This window comes from Pseudoalteromonas sp. S1608, assembly GCF_005887265.1.
Lineage (GTDB): Bacteria > Pseudomonadota > Gammaproteobacteria > Enterobacterales > Alteromonadaceae > Pseudoalteromonas > Pseudoalteromonas undina.
This window is the reverse complement of record NZ_PNDK01000023.1, coordinates 57,649-79,729: the sequence shown is the minus strand read 5'-3', so window position 1 is coordinate 79,729 and position 22,081 is coordinate 57,649. Positions and strand designations below refer to the sequence as shown.

Genomic DNA, 22,081 nt, shown 5'->3' with positions numbered 1-22,081 from the left:
GCCTTTAGCCTTTAGCCTTTATTCAGCGGCTAAATAGTCCAACACCACTTGGTGATGATCTTTGGTTTTAAATTTATCAAACAAGTGTTTAATTTTACCGTCTTGGCCTACTAAGAAAGTAAGGCGGTGAATCCCGTCATATTCTTTGCCCATAAATTTTTTGTAGCCCCACACCCCAAATGCCTCAGCAATGGCATGATCTTCGTCAGAAAGTAAGTCAAAGTTAAGCTCTTTTTTAGTTTCAAAATTTTTAAGGCGCTTAATTGGATCTGGGCTTATGCCAACCACGTGAGTGTTAAATTTAGCAAGCTCGGCTTGTTGATCACGCAGGTTTTCGGCTTGTACGGTACAGCCAGGCGTTGACGCTTTAGGGTAAAAGTATACCAGCACTTGTTTTTCTTTTAATAACTCGCTGAGCACAACGGTTTCGTCATTTTGGTTTTGTAAGCTAAAAGCCGGTGCTGTGTCGCCACTTTGTAATGGGGTAATTTTGTTCATGCTAAACTCCTTAGCGAATACGTCGAAAGATGTAATCTACGTTTAAAACGTGCGAAAGGTTTTCAAAACTAATTTTAAATTGGTCAATGTCAACGTCAACGGGAATATTAAATTCAAGTTCACAGCGCATTTTAAGTTCAGTTTCTTCTTCGTAGGTATCTGATTTTAATGAGCAAATATTAATATTATTATCGGCAAAAAAGCGTGTTACTTTACTCAAGGTGCCAGGGGTGTCTATGCCAGTGTATTCTAGGGTGTAGCCTGCACAAAACTCGCTTTGATTATGGCTTGAAGTGCGTTTCATCATAGTAAGCAGGCCAAGCTCCATACCTTTGGTAGGGAGTGTATGCTCAATACGGCTAATGGCCGACATATCACCGCTCAGTAGCATAATAAAAGTAAGTTCGTTGCCTAAAATAGCAATGCGACTATCTATTATATTACAGTGGCAATCACTGACGAGTTGCGTAAGCTCACTAACGATGCCCGATCTATCTTCGCCAATTGCGGTTAAAACAATTTGATGATTTGAAAATGCAGTCATGGGTTTTAAAGTACCTAAGTTACTTGGATGATAACAACCGACTTGGCAACAAAAAATAAACACGTAGCGTTGCACGGCGGCAAAGTTTAACACAAAATCCGCGTTAAACTACAGTGACGGTTAATTTTAGGCGGTTAATAGTGCAGTGTTTCTTGTTTTTACAAGCTTGTGAAAGTACCATAGCAAAAATGTGTCTATTTGTAGCCTAGTCTGTCGGTCATCTTGTTGGCTTAATGCAGTTAGATAAGCAAATTATAAATGTAAAGTTAATATTGATTTTACACTGAACCAAATCGGTATTACCCACTCATATATTTGTTAAAACAATTAAGGGTATGCTAAGGAGAATTATCTGTGCAGTATTGGATCCCAAAAGCACTAGCAGTAAGTGTATTGGTAAGTTTGTCAGGGTGTAGTGTATTTACGAGTGATGCCCATAATGAGCGTAATTACCGCGCTCATGAGCCGGTTAAAACACCTGCTTCGTTATCACAACCCGCTCAAGATCCTGTTTATAAGATGGATGTGGGTCAATATGATAATAATCCGGAGGCAACAAACTATCGCCCGCCGGCGCAAGTGTTAACCATTGCTAAAGGCAGTTGGGTTGAGGAAGCAGATAAACAAGCACGTATTTATTTTGATAAAAATGATGGCATTGACGATTTAGATGTATTCATTTGGGACTCGATTCAAGCAGTGCTTGCTGATAACAACATTAGCGCGACACAACAAAACAAAATGCAAGGAACACTGGAAACAGATTGGTACGCCATTGTTAAGCCAGAAGAAAGCTGGTTATGGGGCGATGATGAAAGTGTTGATTTAGAACGTTTTAAATTTACTATTGAAGAAAAAGAGCATCAACGCACAGCATCATTAACGGCTGAGCTTATTGATTTCAAAGGTGATAAACCTCTGACTGATTTATTAAAACAACAGCTAGAAGTGCGCGCCCTTAATCAAGTGGTGAGTGAATTTGATTATCGCTATCGTCAACTTGAAGTTGATATGCGTAAGCGCCAAGGAATAATTTCATTAGAACTTGGGTTTGACAACAAAGGCAATGCAGCACTTGTTACTGAGCAAGCTTACGATACGGTATTCGATCGCTTTTCTGGATTCTTAGAGCGCTTATCTTTTACTATTGTTGAAATAAACCAAGAGACAGGTTTAATTACAGCAGATTATGCGAAAGTAGAAAGCAGTGTGTGGGATTCAATTTGGGGCGATGAACCAACAGAGCTTCCAATTGATGAAGGTCAATACCAAATTTTGGTTAGCAAAACCAAGCAAGGTGGCACCAGTCTAACGTGGATGGATGACAAAGGCGAAACGCTTGAACCAGGTACCATGAATGGTTTGCAACAAGCATTAGAAGCGGCGTTAATTAAGCGCGGTATTAAAATTTAATAATTATAGATATTTATCACAAAAAGAGCACTTAGCTCTTTTTGTGGTTTTTACAGGTTGAAAATATGTCTCAGTTAGATTCATCACGCCCAGCACCCGTTCAAAAAAGTTATGACTTGAAAGTTTGGTTGGTTTTTTTAATTCCTTCTTTAATCGGTGTGTTTTTGTTTATGACGCCAGTACCGTCTGGTGAAATAATGACGATTCCTATCGCGGTAATGGCCAAGGCAATTCAAGCCTCATTCAGTGAAATAGCGCTAGGGCTAATAGCTACCATTATTTGTATTACTGGCGTTATGTCGCTGGTGTTTAGTGTCTTTAAACCGAAAAGCTTAACCAAATTTCGCTTATTAAATCATTTGTTTAATGTGAGTTGGATTTGGTTAGTAACACGGTTGTTTGGTATGGCGTTTGTGCTTTTAACTTATTTTCAAGTTGGACCGCATGCTATTACCTCAGAAAATACTGGCTTGCTAGTATTAAAAGATTTATTACCGGTGTTGTTTTCGGTGTTTATTTTAGCGGGCTTATTACTGCCGTTATTACTTAATTTTGGTTTACTTGAGCTGGTGGGTACCTTACTTACTAAAGTAATGCGTCCATTGTTTGGGGTGCCAGGGCGCAGTGCAGTTAATTGTGTTGCTTCATGGTTAGGTGATGGTAGCGTGGGTATTTTAATGACTGCGCGTCAGTATGAAGATAAATATTATACTCAACGTGAAGCTGCGATTATTGGTACCACTTTCTCTGCTGTATCAATTACCTTTTGTTTGGTTGTTATTGGCCAAGTAAAGCTTGAATACTTATTTGCACCTTTTTACCTAACCGTGTGTTTAGCGGGTGTAGTGGCCGCAATAATTGTTCCGCGTTTACCACCACTGCGTTTTAAAAAGGACGTGCTTATTGATGGTGAACAACCTGATGGCAACGCCGAGCTAGTCCCTGAAGGCAAAACATTATTTAAGCATTCACTTGATGTTGCATTAACTAAAGCAGAAAAAGCACCAGGCTTAAAAGGCACAATTGAAGAGGGCTTACACAACGCATTCGATATGGTGTTTGCAGTATTACCTGTGGTAATGGCTGTGGGTACATTTGCTTTAATTATTGCTGAGTACACGCCGATATTTCAATATTTAGGTATGCCGTTCATTCCATTTTTAGAATTACTACAAATACCTGAAGCTGAAATGGCGGCGCAAACGATTATGGTGGGATTTGCAGATATGTTTATTCCGTCTATTTTAGCCGCAGGCTCAATTGAAAGCGATGTAACACGTTTTATTATTGCAGCCATGAGTGTAACGCAACTTATTTATATGTCTGAAGTGGGCGCACTTTTATTAGGTAGTAAAATACCGGTTAATATTTTTGAGTTATTTATTATTTTTATTCTCAGAACTTTAGTAACCTTGCCAGTTATTGCCTTAATGGCGCACTGGTTAGTTGGCTAAGTAATGATTTAAACGAAAAAAGCCCTGATTATTCAGGGCTTTTTTGTTTCTCTTTTTTGCCTAGATGAACTTGATACTGAGTGTTTAAACTCGCTTTTTGCACTTAAGCGCAGCAGTGCTAAATTGCCGATAACAATAGCTAGTACAATCGAGATAACGAGTACGATTTGCCAAATTTGCATTACGATGCTCTTATATTTTATTAAGCGGTTATTTATTATGACCACATTAAATAAAAGCTGCAATGCTCTCTAGGGCTGTAAATAAGCAATTAGAAACGTTGTGCCACCGACAAGGTTAAAAAGTTAATCCCTGGGTTGGGAGATTTAAATCCGGCGTTTGAATAGTGAATAATTCGCAGCGCTACATTGGTTTCACCAAAATCCGCCACTAGACCTATTCTGTCTTCAAACTGGTAGTGAGTACTTAGGTTTTTATCGGCAAAATAGCGTTCATCAAGTAAGGAAAAGCCAATACCAGCCTCTACATAAAATGGCGTATTGTATAGGCTAAATGCTGGGAACTGCACTACTGGCGAAACAGCTAACACCAGGTTTGATTGTGACTGTTGATCATGGCGGTAATGCCACAGGTTAATGCTGCTTTCAAGGTAAAAGCGGGCATCACCCACAAAGTTTTGCGCACCCTCTGGATGATACTGATACGCAAGCTTTACTCCAGTTACATTGCCTTCGCCTTTTAATAAGTCTACAGCGTAGCCATGGTTTGGTGATGCATAGGCTGCATGAGTTGTCAGTAAAAATAAACAAAAAACAATAATAGAAATCATATTATATGAGGTTTTCATAATGGCCAACTACGGGGGAAATTAAATTAGTAATTAAATGATAAGGGCGGTGAATTACTGTTTTCAATGAGGACAAAAATCCGCTTGTAGATGGCTTGTTAACTGAACACTTTAACTGATTGAATTTATTTAACTAATTATATTGGTGCTAATTGGGCATTAATAAGGTGCTTATTTATGCCTTTTTTGTTGCCTGTTATTTGCGTAAATTACGCTAAACTTAATTATTTAAACTATCCATTTATTATGAAACTTATAAAGCTTTTAGTGGTTGTTGCTGTTTTTTTCAGTAGTGCTTTGTATGCACAAACTCAGCCGTCACCTAAACAATTATTGCAAACTGTAGCCGAATCATTATTTAACGATATTGGGCAGGTAAATGCGCAAGGTAATGCTAGCAAAGAAGCGATGTCTTTAATTGTTGAGCAGCGTTTGATGCCACATATTGATATTAAGTTTGTGTCGTTTAAATTATTAGGTAAACATATTAAAGGTATCAACCGCGAGCAGGGCGTTGCGTTTATTGGTGCGGTGGAGCATTACTTAACGGGTACTTATGCGAGTGCACTAATGAAGTATACAGGGCAAGATGTAATATTTGAGCAAGACGCCGCTGCAAGCGACTCTAAATTTGCCACTGTTAAAACGCAAATTATTGAAACTAATAAACCCACCATAGATCTGCACTTTAAACTGCGTTTGGGGAATGATCAGCAATGGAAAGTATACGATATTGTTGCTGAGGGAATTTCGTTACTCAGTGCTAAGCAAAAAGAGATCATTCAACGAATTTCTGATGTGGGATTAGACCAAGTCACAGCTGAACTGCAGCAAAGTTAGTTCCTTTGCAATTAAAAGCTCCAACCGTAAAAGCAGCTGATGGCGCATGTCGTTAGCTGCTTTTGTATTTTGGTCTATATTGCATGAGTTTACGCTAGCTTGACTACCAAGCTGTGTTAGAATATCGACTTCTTTGATTAAGCGTGGTGTCAGCTAAAAACTGTTATAACTGACCACTTACCCGAGCTACACTGGAGTTGTGTTGTTTTAATGGAAAATGTACTAATTTGGCCAAAGGAATACCCGTTATTGGTCAAAGGGCTGGTTGAACAAAACGGTGCCTTCATTTTAGATGCTTTAGAAGCTTGGCCTGCCTGTCGCTCTACTGAAGAAGATGATGGTGTTTGTACTACGGTTTTGCCCCCAATTTATTATTTAACCTGGTTAACCCCCCTAGAGCCGTTTGAAGAATGTTATTTTCAGCATATCTGTGAATATGATGAAGATGCACAAGTCTATATTGCTGCACTTAAAGAGCATTATTTTGCCAATGATTACAGTATAGAAAATATTGTCTTAATGTTGTGCCAGCGACTTGAAAAATACGCAAGTGTATCGGCACAAAATAATATTGATACTCCGCTTTCATTAATCAGTCTGTTTTTTAGTAAACGTTTTTTTACTTTGATAGAACATGCGCTTGAACACGGTGCTAAGCTGTCAGCTGCAGATACCTTATCTATTTGGCAAGAGGTCGACTTTAGAGAGCGTTTAAGTGCGCATATTCCTCAGTCGATTGCAGACATTGAATATTTAGCAGAGCTTACTAGCGAAAAGGTAGCTGCAGGCAAAGATTACTTTACTTTATTAACTCAGGTTTCGCCTGATGTTGATTCTATTGTGTTGTTAGAAAATGCCTTACTTGCCCATTTAAACAAGAAAAAAGCTAAGCAAACCATGGCTATGCGCTTTATTGAACAAGGTGCGACGGGTACCTTGACCGATGAAGATAACAAAACAGCATTTATGTGGGCTGCAGAAAAAGGCTATGTAAATGTAGTAGAAATGCTCCTGCAATACCAAGATAAAAAAGCCGTAGACATTAAAGGTAATACAGCGCTGCATTACGCGGTGATGAGTAAAAATGAATCGTTAATGATTTTACTGCTTAAAGCAGGGTATGATTTTAGAGCGCGTAATAACGACGGATTAAGTTGTTACCGTTTAGCTGTAAGCATCAAAGCCAGTAACTTAGTTAAATGCCTTGAACGTGATTTTGGTATTAAAGAATTATCGCCAGAAGGGCAGTTAGATCGAATTAAAAAAGTGCATGTATTACATGCGGTTGTGGCTTTATTGTTACCGCTACAGTTGTTTTTCTTTTTTGATGAAAATATCACTATAAAAAGTGAGCTCACTCTTTTTATGACCATGACGGCGGTGGTATGTTTTTTCTTTGCAACAAATTTAAAGCGCTGTTCGTTGTATCCGCATGTAAAGCACCCTTGGGGGTTGTTTTTATTAAGAATGATGTCGGTTTTTAGCCTTGTATCCCAGCTAGGTTTAGCGTGTATAGTGGGACTAGCAGCTTTAAGTGAGTTAGTTTAACCACTTACTTAATTATAAAAAAACGCGCTAATAAAGCGCGTTTTTTATGTTCTGAGCTGATAGCTATGAGTTGTTTTTATCGTGTTCATGCGCTGCTTTTTCTTCAGCAAGCTCATCTTTAAGCTTACGAATTTTAAGTCCAAGCTCTTGTCCTCTATGGCGTGCATAATAAGTACAGCCAATAAACATAGATGAGGCAAATAGTAACTCTAGCAATACCCATACTAACTCACCTTGAGCAATCCATAGCAATGTAAAACCATGGATAAAATAAAACATAACAATGAAATTAGCCCATGCATAGGTGTAGGTTTTATCTTGTAGTATGCCTTTTAAAGGTAATAATAGCGGTAGCACATAGACTAAAAATAGAAAGGCGTCACTGTGACCCTCTCTCGGTGCTAACACAAACATCCATAGTGGCATTAAAATAAGCAGGCCAAAATAACCAAATAGGGCTAGGCGCTGAAATTTTACGGTCACTGGCTTTTTAGCAGACTCGCTATTTTGGGTCATTTAAGTTTACTCGCTACTTGAGTCAAGCGTTTGCCTACGCTTTGACATATTTTAATTTCATCTTTACTTAGGGTAGAGCTGTTACTGCTGCCAGCAACGTGGGAAGCGCCGTAAGGTGTGCCTCCAGTTTCGGTACCAAGAAGTTCTGGTACATCGTAAGGCACCCCCATTAACATCATCCCGTGATGCAATAACGGCAGTGACAAGTTTAGTAGGGTTGCTTCATTGCCCCCATGCATACTACTCGATGATGAGAACACACAAGCAGGTTTATCGATAAGTTGACCTTTAAGCCAAAGATCGCTGGTGGTTTCCCAGAATGTTTTTGCTTGTGCGGCCATCATGCCAAAGCGGGTTGGCGTACCAAATGCAAGCCCATCACAGGCAACTAAATCGTCTTTACTGATCACAATGTCATGCGGGTTTTTAGCTACAAACGTACGCAGCAAGGCGGTTGCACCTTGTTGTTCTATCGATTCTGCTATTTCATGCGCCATGGCTTCTACCGAGCCATGGCTTGAGTGGTACAGCACCACGATGGTTGTGCTCATTATAGAACGCTTAATACGTTTTCAGGCGGGCGACCTAGTGCTGCTTTATTGTTATTTACTACAATTGGGCGCTCAATTAGTTTTGGGTTTTCGACCATAGCGTCAATAAGCACCGACTCGCTATTTTCATCTTTTAAATTCAGTGCTTTATATTGTTCTTCTTTGGTGCGCATTAAATCTCGGGCCGAATTAAACCCCAGTTGAGAAACTAAGGTACTAATTTGCTCATGAGAAAGCGGTGTTTTTAAGTATTCAACAACACTCGGTTCGATGTTTTTACTTTGTAATAGGTTAAGGGTTTCGCGCGATTTTGAACAACGCGGATTGTGATAAATAGTAACTGACATAAAAAGTACATCCAAAGTATAAATTGCGGCTATTTTAGGTGAACTCACTAAAGACTTAAAGCCTTGCTAGCTCTTTTTGCAATAACCGATATTGTGTGAGTAACGCTTTTAAACGTTGTTGTTTTACATTTTCATTTGGCTCAACAAAATTAAGTGCTTTTTGTATTTCGTCAGCTGCTTTTAAATATGCGCCATATTGCGATAACACATCGGCGTTAGCTTCGTGATATGCGGCTAATTTTTCTTGATTTTTATAGGCGTCGGTCAAAAGCTGCTTACCCAAACTATGATCTGGCTTCTCCAATAAAAACGATTTTAATACATTTTCGGCTAACTCATATTGCTCAGCTTCCAACGCGGCATTTGCATAATTTAAAGTGATCACTTGGTTGTTTGGCCGATAGTTATTTAATTCACTTAAATAACTAACTGCTTTAGCTGCTTTTTTTTGTGCAATGAGTAAATCTGTTTTTGTATCAATATAAAATAAGTTTTTAGGATCGCTAGCTAATAGCTCGTCCAAGATAGGCTGCGCTTCCTCCGTTTTCTTTTGATCGATTAAGCTGATAGCTAATCCATATTGTAACGCTACGTTGTTATAGGGATTTTCGCGCAATAACTTTCTAAATAAGGCCTCTGCGTTTTCGGGTTTGTTATCGTAACGTGCCAGTACACGGCTTTTAGCTAAATTAAAATCCAGGCTAGAGCCTACTTGGCGTTTTGGATATTGCTCGGCGCGTAAGCGTACATCCGACACGCGGCTTTCAGGCAGCGGGTGAGTCAGTAGAAATGCCGGGGGTTTATATTTATAACGAATTTGCGCTGCAAGCTTAGTTAAAAATTCACTGGAAGCTCGAGCGTCAAACCCCGCATTGTTAAGGGTTTGCATACCAATTCTATCGGCTTCTTGTTCCGCAGAGCGGCTATGGGTGAGTTGGCTAAATGCCGACTGGGTTTGGCTGGCTGAAATAATTGCCATACCTGCATCTGGGGCTACAACGGCCGCTAAAATACCGGCTATCATACCGGCAATGGTGAGACCGCTATTGTCTTGTTGTTGCTGAATACGCCTTGCTAAGTGGCGTTGTGTTACGTGCGCAATTTCGTGACCAAGCACTGAAGCAAATTGACTCTCGTTATCGGCTTGGGCAATTAAGCCTGTATGCACACCTACATGACCGCCATAAAATGCAAAAGCATTAATTTCAGGGTTATTTAACCAAAAAAAAGAAAAGCCAAAACGTACATCATTGGCGTTCGCAACCAACTTTCGGCCTAAGGTTGTTAGGTATTCATCAAGCACCGGATCGTTAATTAATGGCGAAGAACCTCTGATCTGCATCATCATCACTTCACCAATTGCCTTTTCTTTCTCCAATGGTAAAGCCTGCAGCGCAGACGTGCCTAAGTCGGGCAGTTGAAGGTTGGTTTGTGCCTTTAACGGCTCACTCATTAGCAGGCTAAATGTAAGCACTGCACTGCATAAAGTGATAAAGGCTGATTTTAGCTGCATTATATTCCTTGTTTATTTTTTATCAGAGGCACTAGTTGGATCATCGGTGTATAAACGGCTGTCCTTTTCACATAGTTGGTAAAACGACTTTATTGTGACCCCATCAACCTTAACAATGTTCAATTGCGTTTGTAAAAAAGCAATAATTTTATGAACTACTTTATGTGAATGTAAAATAAGTGCCTTGTCTGCTTCATCGCCTTGGTCTAAGTAAAAACCAATAAATTTGTGTAATTGATTAATGCGAATAACGGTTTTCATGGTCAATGGATCCCATAATATAAATTCCATTGACTCATCATGTCGAGCGTATCTATCGATGGTAGTATCATGGGAAAAAGGGAACGCTTGTAGTTCAAAACCGCGCTCGGTAAATACTTGATGCAACGAAATTCGTGGCTTGTTATTACTTTCTTTCTCAAAAAGCTCGTTTGGGTCGATACCCAGCGCCTCTAGATTCCAATTGCGTTTATCGATGATACGCTTAATGGCATTATCAAAGCCGTGATCTAAAATACTTTCACATTCACTTACCGACGAAGCTACTAAATGATAAAAATGCGGCAGCTCCCCCCAGTTAATTTGTTTTTTAAACCAATTAATTTCTTTGAGAGTTGGATTGCTAGGCAATTGCGCTTTATTATGCGAATTAGGCATTAACGTATCCTTTTAGCTAACTATGCTATAAGGATAAACCATTGCAGAGGTTGTTTTAAGAAAAAGTTAAATTTAACTGCGGTTAATCTTAATTAGCCCAGGTATAGGACTTATTATTAATGTGAACAGGTAGTGAAACGAGTATGCTAGAGCTAGATTTGCGCGCTTATAAATGCCCTCAGCAATTTATTCAGTTTAAATTAGGGCTGCGTGAGGCAATATCGTTAAAACAAGCAATTACCTTTAATATCTCAAGCGAGCAAAATACAGATGATATTGAACGATATTTGCAAAAAAAAATGTATTATTACAAGTTAAATAAACAACAAGCGTTGTTATTAGTGGAGCCGTTGCGTGTTTGAATATGTAAAAGCATGGTATGAAAAAAAGTTTTCTGATCCTAATTCAGTAACTTTACTTTTTTTATTATTGGCACTGGTTGCCATGTTGTACTTTTTTGGCCCATTAATTGTGCCTGTGTTAGTGGCGCTGATCATTGCTTATTTGTTAGATTGGCCTGTAGTTCACTTGGAGCGATTTGGCTTAAAGCGTTTTACTGCCACTAGCATAGTCATGCTGATATTTATTGGTATTATGCTCACCTTAATATTAGTTATTGGCCCGGTGCTTTGGCAGCAAAGTAGTAACTTAGTGCAAGAAACACCGCATATGGTTGAGCAAGGTAAATCGTTTTTACTCGACCTTCCAGCTAAATATCCCAGCCTAATTAGCGCAGAGCAAGTACAGTCTATTGTGGTAACGGTAGAGACCAAAGTGCTTGAATTTGGCCAAGTGGTGCTGTCGGCATCGCTCAATTCATTAAAAGATGCTGTTGCGTGGTTAATTTATCTTATTTTAGTACCGCTACTGGTGTTTTTTATGCTGAAAGACAAAGTAGAGCTCAGTGCCAGCATTGCTAAACTGATCCCGCGCCAACGACGCTTAATTTTGCAAGTGTGGCATGAAATGAATCAGCAAATAATGAATTATATTCGGGGTAAAGTATTCGAAATTTTAATTATTGGCTCGGTGTCTTTTATTGCCTTTACGGTATTGGATTTACGTTATGCGGCGCTGTTAGGTGTGTTAGTTGGCTTTTCGGTGCTCATTCCATTTGTTGGTGCTGCGCTGGTGACTATACCTGTGGCGGCGGTGGCGCTGTTTCAGTTTGGTTTAGAAACCCAGTTTTGGACCATTTTAATTATTTACGGCATTATTCAAGCGCTTGATGGCAATGTGTTAGTCCCTTTATTGTTCTCTGAAGCGGTTGATTTAAATCCGGTGTTTATTATTGTTGCCGTACTATTTTTTGGTGGGCTGTGGGGCTTTTGGGGGGTGTTTTTTGCTATTCCATTAGCATCATTAGTAAAAGCGCTTATTAAGGCGTGGTCATCCACACATGAAGAACTCGCAGAAGAGCTCGGTAACTAAAAAGTATAGTAAACGCACTTTAATTACTAAAGATTATTATTCATTCCTTTTAAAACTATGTACTATTGGGAATAAGATATATTTTTTAGTAATAAGGTGCGTTTTTAATGTCAGAGTTTTTATTGCCAGATGAACCCAACAACCAAGTTTATCTTGATGCAAATGCGACCACACCTGTATTGCCATGTATTGCAGAGGTGGTGTGCCATGCGATGCAAATTTGTTTTGGTAATCCCTCAAGCCCCCATATAACCGGTATTCAAGCCAAACACTTATTAGAACAAACGAGGCAAAAAGCGCGCAGCGTGATTGGTGCGCAGCAGGGCGATATATTATTTACCTCAGGTGCGACCGAAGGTATTCAAACTGCTATCGTATCAACCTTAATTAATGCCAAACAGCACACAAAATCTAAACCGGTTTTATTGTATGGAGCAACTGAGCATAAAGCGGTGCCTAATACATTAAAACATTGGAATGCCGTGCTTGAAATTAATGCTGAAATTATTGCTATTCCGGTTAACCGAGACGGTATTTTAGATTTAGACTTTATTGCTCAGCATATTGATAACGCCCTGATGATTTGTACTATGGCTGTTAATAATGAAACCGGTGTATACCAAGATTTAAGTGCTATAGAAGATGTGATCCGCAGTCGTAATAACGATGTGACTTGGATGGTTGACTGTGTGCAGGCACTGGGTAAACAACAACTCAACCTAAGCAAAACCACGATTGATTATGCGCCATTTTCAGGACATAAGCTCTATGCACCTAAAGGCATCGGATTATTGTATATTCGTAAAGGAAGCCCATACACGCCGTTTATAGCTGGTGGAGGCCAAGAAAGTGGCATGCGTTCAGGTACAGAAAACCTGCCCGGTATTGCAGGGCTAAATAAGCTGTTTAGTTTGCTGCTTGATAAACAAGACGATACTTTTAAATCAGCAGATGTACTTAATTTGTATCGCGATAAATTACATAACGCTTTAGTTGATACTTTTGGAAGTATTACCTTTAATCATGATTTTGCCTGCTCAGTGCCCACAACACTAAACTTTGCAGTTAATGATTTAACCAGTAAAGAAGTTATTGATTTATTTGACGCTGCAGGTATTAGAGTCAGCGGTGGCTCAGCTTGTAGTACGGGCGCAACTCAAAGCTTTGTACTTGATGCGATGGGAGTGTCACAGTGGCAAAGTGAAAATGCGATTCGTTTATCGTTTGGGCCTGCTGCCACTATGGCGCAAATAGACTATGCATGTGAACAAATTCGCGCACTTAAAACAGTGTTACAAGCAAATTGTTTGGTTATTTCTGATAGTAGCTTAGTAGCACAAGAAGTATGTGCCTTGGGGCTTACCCAATTTAGACACCAAGGTGCTTGCAGTTGGTTGTATGTAGCTGATGATCAACAGGCAATTATTATTGACCCAATTATTGAACTGATCCCTCGATTTGAAAAAATAGTGAATACACAAAATTTAACTATTACTGCTATTTTAAACACGCATGAGCACCAAGATCGTCACTGTGCTCTTGATTTAATGCGCAGCGCACTCAAAACAAATTTAGTTGCTGGTGAAGTTGATCAATTAGGCTGGCCTGTTAATTGTGAACAATTGCAACTAACCGAACAAGTACTTGAAAAGCTAGCGACGCCTGGACACAGCCAAGATAGCGTGAGTTATTTATTAAAGGCTAATAACGGCGATGTACAGTACTGTTTTTGTGGTGATTTAATTTTACCTGCGGGGCTTGGTAATACAGTACTTGATGGGGGAGATGCGATGCAGATGGCAGACTCTTTGACTAAGTTAACTGCAGAGCTTAATCCGCAAAGTGTGGTGTGCTCTGGGCATGATTATCAACAGTGTTTTGCCATGAATTGGGCTGTGCAACAGCAGCAAACACCTTTATTAAAAGCGCTTATTGAAGGTGATATCAGCCATACTGAATTTGCCATGCAAAAACAACAAGCAGACTCACAACAACACACATTAGCAAATTCGCTTTGTGGTTATGTTAATGCAAAGCCTAAAGTCGAAACTTCGCAGCTTAGTTTTAATCAAGCGAAGGAAATGCTCTCACATAGTAGTGTATATTTAATTGATACCCGAGAGCCTTATGAGCATGGCGCTAACAATATCAGTGGATTGCTTAATGTGCCTGAGGCTAAAACTTTAAATATTCCTCTAAGCCGAATGGCCTATGCACTAACCCAAGGGCAACTAGATAAAAACAATCAATACATATTGGTGTGTCGCAGTGGAAATCGTTCAAAAATTGCGGCGGCAAACTTAATTGAACTTGGTTATAACCGCGTTTTTAACTTATCGGGTGGTTTAGCATTGACCAGCTAATAGTTTAATAAAAGAAAAAGGCCGACATGTGTCGGTCTTTTTTTTGCCTGCTTTAATCGAAGATTAATAAAATGTTCATTGTGCAGAGGGGGTGAACAGTTGTTAAATTCAATTTTTAATTTTATGATACCGGTGTCAAAAGCAAAAAATTGCGCTATTATCTGCATCAAAGCTTATAAAAATAACGCAATTTAGACCATTTAAGCTATAATGTTGGGCTTTGCTTTTTACAAAAATCGCTTGTTTAGTGTCGTAAAAAATAAAATAAAATGCTTAAAATCAATAGATTAATTAATTAGGGGATGTTTACATGGCGAGCCGTTCTGAGTTAGTAAGTTGGCAAGCACTAGAAAATAGTGCACAAAAGATGACACAAACACATCTGAAAACTTTATTTGCACAAGACGATTCTCGTTTTTCTCAATTCTCTACTCAAATTCCAGGTGTGTTGTTTGATTACTCAAAACAACGCATAGATGAAAACGTATTTGGTCAATTAATTTCATTAGCGAAAGAATGCGATATTGAAGCATGGCGTGAGAAAATGTTTACCGGTGAAAAAATTAATATCACCGAAGACCGTGCGGTTTTACATACTGCGCTTAGAAATCGCGCTCATACACCGCTTATTGTTGACGGCGAAAATATTACAGAAGCGGTCGATAGCGAACTTGCCAAAATTAAGACCTTTGTTGAAAAAGTGCGAAGTGGTCAATGGCTAGGTTACACCGGAAAAGCGGTAAAAGATGTGGTTAGCATTGGTGTTGGTGGTTCAAACTTAGGGCCGCAAACGGCAACTGAAGCACTTAAAACAGTGGTTGATAAGCCATTAAACGTTCACTATGTTTCAAACGCAGATGGCGTACAAATTGCGTCAGTATTAGATAAAGTAGATCCTGAAACCACGTTATTTGTAATTTCGTCAAAGACATTTACTACCTCAGAAACCATGACTAACTCAAAAACAGCGGTTGATTGGTTTTTAGACAGTGCAAAAGATGACAGCGCTATAGCAAAGCATTTTGTTGCAGTAAGCACTAATTTAGAAAAAACTGCTGCATTTGGTATTAGTGACGAAAACGTATTTACAATGTGGGATTGGGTTGGCGGTCGTTTTTCACTTTGGAGTGCCATTGGTTTACCTATTGCACTTTATGCTGGGTTTGAAGCATTTGAGGCCATTTTAGAGGGAGCGTTTGAAGTTGATGAGCACTTTAAATCGGCGCCGCTAGAAAAGAATATTCCTTTAATTATGGCGCTACTCAGTGTTTGGAATACCAGCTTTTTAGGGTTTGATTCGCAAGCTATTTTGCCATATGACCAAGCCCTGCATATGTTGCCAGCATATTTGCAACAAGGTGAAATGGAAAGTAATGGTAAACATGTAACCTTTGATGGGCAAACAGTGCCATACACTACCGTGCCAATCATTTGGGGTATGACAGGGATAAACGGTCAGCATGCGTTTTATCAATGCCTGCACCAAGGTAATGTAATTGTTCCCGCTGACTTTATTGGCTCTGTAAAGCCTCAGGTTAACGTAGATAAGCATCACGATATTTTATTATCGAACTTTTTTGCACAAACCGAAGCACTAATGAACGGGGTCGATGCACAGCAGATAACGGCTGATTTAACAGCCAAAGGCAAAACGCCTGCACAAATTGAAATGCTGCTAAAGCATAAAATTCACCAAGGAAACCGCCCAACAACGTCTATATTATTAGACACGATTGATGCAAAAGCGGTTGGTCGATTAATTGCACTGTATGAGCACAAGATTTTTTGTCACGGTATTATTTTACAAATATGCTCATTTGATCAGTGGGGCGTAGAACTTGGTAAAGGCTTAGCATCTAAAATTGAAGCTGAATTAACCGATGATAACGTGGTTAATGAGCACGACAGCTCAACACAAGGCTTAATGGCGTACTACAAACAATACCGTACGCAGTAACATATTCACTTATTACACAATAAGTAACCAAATACCTTTGAACGGGTAGCGCTGGAGTCCTAGGGCCTGTATTTTTGTGAGAGGAATTACAGTGTCCCTAGACCCATTTTTTATGGCGCATATAACGAACAACAATTAGTAGGCTTTGTGCTGAGGCCTACATTATCCAGATAATAAACCGCTATAACTGATTACCAATACGGTAGTGGCAGGTAGCATAAACGTAGAGAGTAACTATGCTTAATCCTTTTGATATTATAATTTTTGGGGGCGGTGGTGATCTTGCGTTACGCAAATTACTTCCTGCAATGTATCGAGCATATCAAGAAGGTAACTTACCGCAAGGCTCACGTATTTTGCCTACCGTGCGCGAACAAAGTAAATGCGATGAATACATCGATACAGCACACAAAGCATTACAAGAATTTTTAAGTGAAGGCGAATATAACGTCAAAGATTGGAAATCGTTTTCAGACTTTTTAGTACCCGTAGTGAGCAATGTTACCGAAGCTGATGATAACTGGGATGTACTGAAAAAAATTCTAGATGAAGACGATAGCGATAAATCGCGAGTATTTTACTTATCTCTTCCACCTGCTGTTTATGGCACCTGTTGTGAAATATTATCAACTAAAAAACTAATTACTGCCAACTCGCGCGTTGTAGTAGAAAAACCAATTGGTTACTGCGGTGAGTCAGCAGAAGTGATTAATGCGAAAATTGCACAGTACTTCAACGAAGAACAAATTTTCCGTATTGACCACTATTTAGGTAAAGAAACGGTGCAAAACTTAATGGCACTGCGTTTTTCAAATTCATTATTTGAGAACATGTGGGATGCTAAATCGATTGATAATATTCAAATTAGCTTGTCAGAAACGGTAGGCCTAGAAAGCCGTGCAGGTTTTTATGACAAAGCCGGTGCTTTACGTGACATGGTGCAAAACCACTTGTTACAACTACTTTGTTTAGTGGCTATGGAGTCACCACATAAGTTAAATGCTAACAGCATCCGTAACGAAAAATTAAAAGTATTAGAAGCTTTACGTCCACTTGAAGGTACAGATGTAGATAATCATATTATTCGTGGTCAGTACGTACCCGGTGATTTAAACGGTAAAATAGTTCCAGGTTACCTTGAGGAGCTAAACGAGGGAGCGAGTAAAACCGAAACTTTCGTGGCTATTCGTGCGCATATTGATAACTGGCGCTGGGCAGGCGTGCCTTTTTATCTGCGCACCGGCAAACGAATGGCGAAGCGCTGCGCTGAAATTGTGGTTGAATATAAAAAAGTATCGCATAACGTGTATGAAGACAGCGTAGGCAATATTGAACCAAATCGTTTGGTTATTCGTTTACAGCCTCAAGAAAGTATTCAATTAACGCTGATGTCAAAGCGTCTTGATAACTTAGATATGCAACTTGAACCTGTAACGATGAATATTGAGTTGTCACAAGCGTATAGTAATGGTTTCCATTCAGATGCTTACAAGCGTTTAATGCTTGATGCAGCGGCTAATAATCCTTCATTATTCATTCACCGCGACGAAGTTCGTCAAGCGTGGAAGTGGATTGATCCAATAATTGAACGTTGGCAAGAAAAGGGTAAACCTTCATTGTACCGAGCGGGTAGTTGGGGGCCTGAAGACGCCGATGAATTATTAGCAGAGAATAATCATGTTTGGTTTAACACCGGTGATAAGGCATAAATAATGGCAACGATAGTAGAGAAATTTTTTGACGATAAAGCCGCTTTAACTGAGGAATTATCTCAGTCATTAGAACAAGCATTACGTGATGGTATTGAGGCTGATGGCCGTGCAGTATTAATGGTTTCAGGCGGATCTTCACCTGAGCCGGCTTATAAACATTTATCTACCCTTGATTTAAACTGGGCTCATGTTGATGTTGCTATGGTTGACGAACGTTGGGTCGAGGCAAGTCACGAAAAAAGTAATGAAGCATTCATTAAGCGTACTTTGCTACAAAACCATGGGGCAGAGGCTAATTTTATTAGTATGAAAAATGCAGCAGCCACTGCAGAGCATGGTGTTGATGAATGTGAAACGCAGTTTCAAGCATTAAAACGCCCGTTTGATGTTACTATTTTAGGTATGGGTCCAGATGGACATACTGCTTCGTTATTTCCACATGCTCAAGGGTTGAAAAACGGCTTAGATTCAAACCAACTTGTGTGTGCCATTAACGCAATTGAGAGTGATGTAACAGGTAGTATTACCGAACGAATGAGCTTAACGCTAAATGCAATTTCACAGTCTGAAGTAGTTAAATTACTTATTAGTGGCGATGAAAAGCTGGCTGTGTATAAGCAAGCTTTAGCGGGTGGTAATGTTAATGATATGCCGTTACGTGCAGTTCTAAATCACCCTGAGATCAACATTGAAGTGTATTGGGCACCTTAATTTAGTCTAAACTAGGTGCTTTAAAACCATGTTGTATTGATGGTTTAATGAAAGGTCAGTTGCTTTTGCTACTGGCCTTTTTTATTGCGACATGTTTTTGTCATTAATCAATTAATAACAAAGTGCTGTAAACATTTGAAGTTTAAATATTTCCCTTAAGCTAAGTACCTTTTAAATCCTCTTACATCTCCCAAAAGTCATTAACTAAAGCTTTATTTGTAAATTAAAACAATTAGTTAATCTTCAGGTGCAATTGAGTAATATAGCATGTTAATCGCTTCAGCTATCCGCAAAGTCGACTACTCTAAATACATTAAGTATAAAAAAACGCCATTATTTACATGCTTGGTATGAAGAGTAAGCATCGGACGAACTCTACTTTTTTATAAAATAATAAATCAACATAAAATCAATAACTTAATTATATATGAGTTAAAATTCATACAAAAAGCGAGGAAAAATGTAGCAAAAATGTAATTTAGCATGTATGGTTTGTTACTACTATGACAGCGCTGTCATGGCGGTTAGGCAAAATGATAAACAAAACCAATAAAATGATTCGAGGGGAATCCTGTGTTAGCTAAAAATTTTAAAAAAAGCTTATTAGCAGTAAATATCGGCTTAGTTGTGGGAGCTGGCTTTACTGGTGCTGCATTCGCAGCCGATGAAGTTAAAGTTCAAGATGATGTTGAAGTCATTGAAGTACGCGGTATACGCGCTTCAAATAAAGAAAACTTAAACGGAAAACGTTTTTCTAATGCTGTTGTTGATGTTGTAACAGCGGAAGATGTTGGTAAGTTTCCTGATGGCGATGTAGGTGAATCTCTTGGTCGTATTTCTGGTGTAAGTGTATCTCGTCAATTTGGACAGGGTCAGCAAGTATCGATACGTGGTGCTTCAGCACAACTTACACGTACATTGCTTGATGGTCATACAGTTGCGTCAACAAGTTGGTTTGACCAACAAGCCGTAGACCGCAGTTTTAACTACTCATTATTACCTTCAGAATTAGTCGGCGGCTTAGAAGTTTATAAGTCGTCACAGGCTAATCTAGTTGAAGGTGGTATTGGTGGCACTGTTATTGTTAAAACACGTAAACCTCTAGATTTAGATGCAAACACTGTATTTGCAAGTGTAAAAGCTGATTATGGTACAGTTTCTGAAGAGACAGATCCTGAACTTTCTGGCTTATACAGCTGGAAAAATAATAATGAAACATTTGGTATCTTAGCGGCGGGTTCTTTATCAGAAGTAGATTACCAACGTAACGGTATTGAATCATCAGGTGGTTGGAGTGGCGGTATGGCACCAACAACATTCCAACAAGCACGTGAACGTACAGCTTATAATGTTGCCATGCAATACCAGCCATCAGATTCGCTTGTATTAGGCCTGACTTACACTAGCTTAGAGCTAGATGCAAATAATGCTAACTCGCAAATAATTATCTTCCCAGGCGACGGCTCATGTGAGCAAACTAATGCTTCAGGTAATTGTGTCTCTCGCACAATTGACGGAAATGGCACTGCTTTTTTCCAAACATGGGCGCGTAAAGCAAGCATGAAGTCTGATACGGTTGATTTTGACTGGCAATATGATGCAGAGTCATTCACATTTAAAGGTCGCGTAGGTAAAACCAGTGCTGACAGTGACGTAACAACTGCAAACTATGGTATGTTTACTAATAACAATAGTGATCTAAATGGCTCTATGGATATGACTGGTGATGTGACTAAATTTAATTTAGCAAACCAATCTTACGATGCGAGCATTTTACCTGATACCATCAGTCCGCAAACATGGGCGCCTGAATATAATCCTGATTCAGATGAAGAAAGCTACTTAAACTTAGATTTCGAAATTCCACTTGATCTTGGTGTGGTTACTGCTATTAAAACTGGTTTAAGATATGCCGATCATAAAGTTGTTCAAGATGGTAATGCTGCTATTGTAAACCCAGATTTAGTGCCTGTGCGAAATGCATCTGCATACTACCCTGGTACAGTGACTGCGGGCGGTGGCTTTGTTATACCTGAACCTGATATGGATTTAATGATTGCTGATTCATTAGCAATGACTGAAGGTTATACTGCACGCCCACAAGCTTATGGCACCATTGAAGAAGAAAATTTAGCAATCTATGCGATGGCTGATTTTGACGCAGGTGGTATTCGCGGTAATTTAGGTGTGCGTTACATCTCAACTGATATTTCGTCAGATTACTATGACTTAAGCGATGAAGGTGTTTACGATTCTACCTTATCTACAGATAAAGCAGATTACAGTGAGTTCTTACCAAGCTTAAATGTCGTTATGGACTTAGCTGACAACGTCATTTTACGTACCTCGGCAGCACAAGTTATTTCTCGTCCTAATTACGCTGACTTATTTGCAACGCGTAACCTAGCTGGCTATACAGATAATCGCCCTTTAAATGAAGTTTTAAATACTGGTAACGTTAGTTTAAGCCCGTTTAAAGCATTCCAAGCTGATATCGGTGTTGAATGGTATTTTGATGACGATGCAATGTTAAGCGTCACTTACTTTACTAAAGAAGTAAGTTCGTTTATCTCTACACAACAACAAACGAATCAACAAATTGGTATTGATATCCCAGTTTATACAACCAACCCAGATGCAGGCGAACCACCATGTGGCGCGCAGCAATATGACTGTTGGACTGTGAGCTCTTCTACCAACGGCACAGGTGGTTCAATTGAAGGTATTGAGTTCCAAATTCAAGATTCGTTTGATAACGGCTTTGGTTATTCATTTAACTATACCTATTCAGATGCTGAGGCTCCAGCAGAGAACTACCCGGACCGTGTTGGTGTATTTTCTGATTCATCGAAAAATAGCTACAACGTAGTTGGTTTTTATGAAAATGATGATTTTTCTGCACGTTTAGCATATAACTGGCGTTCAGAGTTTATTATTCGTGAAGCACCAGGTTGGTATGGTAACCGTGAGCATCAAGCCTACGGACAGCTAGATTTCAGTGCAACGTACTCTGTAACTGACTACTTAGATGTTACTTTCGAAGGTATTAACTTAACAGAGGAAGACAGTATTCAGCTTGGTAATAATGATGCATCAACATCATTACCAAACCCTGATCTACTCAATGACTTCCCAGTGTGGAGCTTTGAAGGTGAAGCACGTTATAAACTTGGTGTAACAATGCGTTTCTAATATGCTGAGTTAATAAAAGTAATCTA

At 39.3% G+C, this 22,081-nt stretch carries 20 protein-coding genes; 11 read left to right on the top strand and 9 right to left on the bottom strand.

Going from position 1 to position 22,081, the window contains the following annotated elements:
* Positions 1-18 precede the first annotated feature (18 nt).
* Entirely contained in the window at positions 19-498 is a 480-nt protein-coding gene (gene bcp, locus CWB75_RS11130; RefSeq protein WP_024601114.1) for a thioredoxin-dependent thiol peroxidase, read from the bottom strand.
* Between the two features lie 10 nt (positions 499-508).
* Entirely contained in the window at positions 509-1,042 is a 534-nt protein-coding gene (locus CWB75_RS11125) for a glycine cleavage system transcriptional repressor (RefSeq protein WP_008464556.1), read from the bottom strand.
* A gap of 354 nt (positions 1,043-1,396) precedes the next feature.
* Here CWB75_RS11125 and bamC point away from each other — a divergent pair, with 354 nt between their 5' ends.
* Positions 1,397-2,455: an NlpB/DapX family lipoprotein gene (gene bamC / locus CWB75_RS11115; protein ID WP_008112982.1), complete on the top strand. Its 1,059-nt coding sequence runs from the start codon at positions 1,397-1,399 to the stop codon at positions 2,453-2,455.
* A 65-nt stretch (positions 2,456-2,520) separates the two neighbouring features.
* Entirely contained in the window at positions 2,521-3,909 is a 1,389-nt protein-coding gene (locus CWB75_RS11110) for a YjiH family protein (protein ID WP_055013242.1), read from the top strand.
* A gap of 32 nt (positions 3,910-3,941) precedes the next feature.
* Here the strand turns inward: CWB75_RS11110 and CWB75_RS11105 are convergent, their stop codons facing one another.
* Positions 3,942-4,091 carry a DUF2897 family protein gene (locus tag CWB75_RS11105; protein ID WP_138570659.1) on the bottom strand — a complete coding sequence of 50 codons (150 nt, stop codon included), beginning with the start codon at positions 4,089-4,091 and terminating at the stop codon, positions 3,942-3,944.
* An 89-nt stretch (positions 4,092-4,180) separates the two neighbouring features.
* Entirely contained in the window at positions 4,181-4,717 is a 537-nt protein-coding gene (locus tag CWB75_RS11100) for an acyloxyacyl hydrolase (RefSeq protein ID WP_010388480.1), read from the bottom strand.
* A gap of 246 nt (positions 4,718-4,963) precedes the next feature.
* Between CWB75_RS11100 and CWB75_RS11095 the strand changes: the two genes are divergently transcribed.
* Both CWB75_RS11095 and CWB75_RS11090 read left to right on the top strand, forming a co-directional pair.
* The gene (locus tag CWB75_RS11095) at positions 4,964-5,557 is read left to right on the top strand and encodes an MlaC/ttg2D family ABC transporter substrate-binding protein (RefSeq protein WP_036932808.1); all 594 of its coding nucleotides are present in this window, start codon (positions 4,964-4,966) and stop codon (positions 5,555-5,557) included.
* 210 nt (positions 5,558-5,767) lie between these two features.
* A complete protein-coding gene (locus tag CWB75_RS11090) occupies positions 5,768-7,105 on the top strand; it encodes an ankyrin repeat domain-containing protein (protein WP_138570658.1) in 1,338 nt (445 codons plus the stop codon).
* A 63-nt stretch (positions 7,106-7,168) separates the two neighbouring features.
* On the opposite strand, the gene CWB75_RS11085 is transcribed toward CWB75_RS11090, so the two are convergent.
* From CWB75_RS11085 to CWB75_RS11065, 5 genes are read right to left on the bottom strand one after another with little or no spacing between them, the layout of a single operon-like run.
* On the bottom strand, positions 7,169-7,621 hold the full coding sequence (locus tag CWB75_RS11085) for a DUF2069 domain-containing protein (protein WP_138570657.1): 453 nt from the start codon (positions 7,619-7,621) through the stop codon (positions 7,169-7,171).
* Positions 7,618-8,172, bottom strand: coding sequence for an NAD(P)H:quinone oxidoreductase (gene wrbA, locus CWB75_RS11080; protein ID WP_008112996.1), 555 nt, complete (start codon positions 8,170-8,172; stop codon positions 7,618-7,620). Before wrbA ends, CWB75_RS11085 begins: the two co-directional genes overlap by 4 nt.
* The gene (gene arsC / locus CWB75_RS11075) at positions 8,172-8,519 is read right to left on the bottom strand and encodes an arsenate reductase (glutaredoxin) (RefSeq protein WP_036932810.1); all 348 of its coding nucleotides are present in this window, start codon (positions 8,517-8,519) and stop codon (positions 8,172-8,174) included. The genes wrbA and arsC overlap by 1 nt, the downstream gene beginning before the upstream one ends.
* Positions 8,520-8,574: 55 nt before the next feature.
* Positions 8,575-10,032, bottom strand: a complete 1,458-nt coding sequence (gene bepA / locus CWB75_RS11070; RefSeq protein ID WP_138570656.1) for a beta-barrel assembly-enhancing protease — start codon at positions 10,030-10,032, stop codon at positions 8,575-8,577.
* A 12-nt stretch (positions 10,033-10,044) separates the two neighbouring features.
* Entirely contained in the window at positions 10,045-10,689 is a 645-nt protein-coding gene (locus CWB75_RS11065; RefSeq protein ID WP_008113002.1) for a hypothetical protein, read from the bottom strand.
* A 143-nt stretch (positions 10,690-10,832) separates the two neighbouring features.
* Here CWB75_RS11065 and CWB75_RS11060 point away from each other — a divergent pair, with 143 nt between their 5' ends.
* The 7 genes from CWB75_RS11060 to CWB75_RS11030 all read left to right on the top strand — a co-directional run bounded on the left by CWB75_RS11060 (position 10,833) and on the right by CWB75_RS11030 (position 22,055).
* Positions 10,833-11,051 carry a hypothetical protein gene (locus CWB75_RS11060; RefSeq protein ID WP_008113003.1) on the top strand — a complete coding sequence of 73 codons (219 nt, stop codon included), beginning with the start codon at positions 10,833-10,835 and terminating at the stop codon, positions 11,049-11,051.
* Positions 11,044-12,120 carry an AI-2E family transporter gene (locus CWB75_RS11055; protein ID WP_008113005.1) on the top strand — a complete coding sequence of 359 codons (1,077 nt, stop codon included), beginning with the start codon at positions 11,044-11,046 and terminating at the stop codon, positions 12,118-12,120. Before CWB75_RS11060 ends, CWB75_RS11055 begins: the two co-directional genes overlap by 8 nt.
* Positions 12,121-12,227: 107 nt before the next feature.
* Positions 12,228-14,483, top strand: a complete 2,256-nt coding sequence (locus tag CWB75_RS11050; RefSeq protein WP_138570655.1) for an aminotransferase class V-fold PLP-dependent enzyme — start codon at positions 12,228-12,230, stop codon at positions 14,481-14,483.
* Between the two features lie 310 nt (positions 14,484-14,793).
* Entirely contained in the window at positions 14,794-16,440 is a 1,647-nt protein-coding gene (pgi, locus tag CWB75_RS11045; RefSeq protein ID WP_138570654.1) for a glucose-6-phosphate isomerase, read from the top strand.
* Positions 16,441-16,676: 236 nt separating this feature from the next.
* Positions 16,677-18,149 carry a glucose-6-phosphate dehydrogenase gene (zwf, locus tag CWB75_RS11040; RefSeq protein ID WP_138570653.1) on the top strand — a complete coding sequence of 491 codons (1,473 nt, stop codon included), beginning with the start codon at positions 16,677-16,679 and terminating at the stop codon, positions 18,147-18,149.
* 3 nt (positions 18,150-18,152) lie between these two features.
* Positions 18,153-18,863: a 6-phosphogluconolactonase gene (gene pgl, locus CWB75_RS11035; protein WP_138570652.1), complete on the top strand. Its 711-nt coding sequence runs from the start codon at positions 18,153-18,155 to the stop codon at positions 18,861-18,863.
* A 573-nt stretch (positions 18,864-19,436) separates the two neighbouring features.
* The gene (locus CWB75_RS11030; protein ID WP_138570651.1) at positions 19,437-22,055 is read left to right on the top strand and encodes a TonB-dependent receptor; all 2,619 of its coding nucleotides are present in this window, start codon (positions 19,437-19,439) and stop codon (positions 22,053-22,055) included.
* Positions 22,056-22,081: the final 26 nt, after the last annotated feature.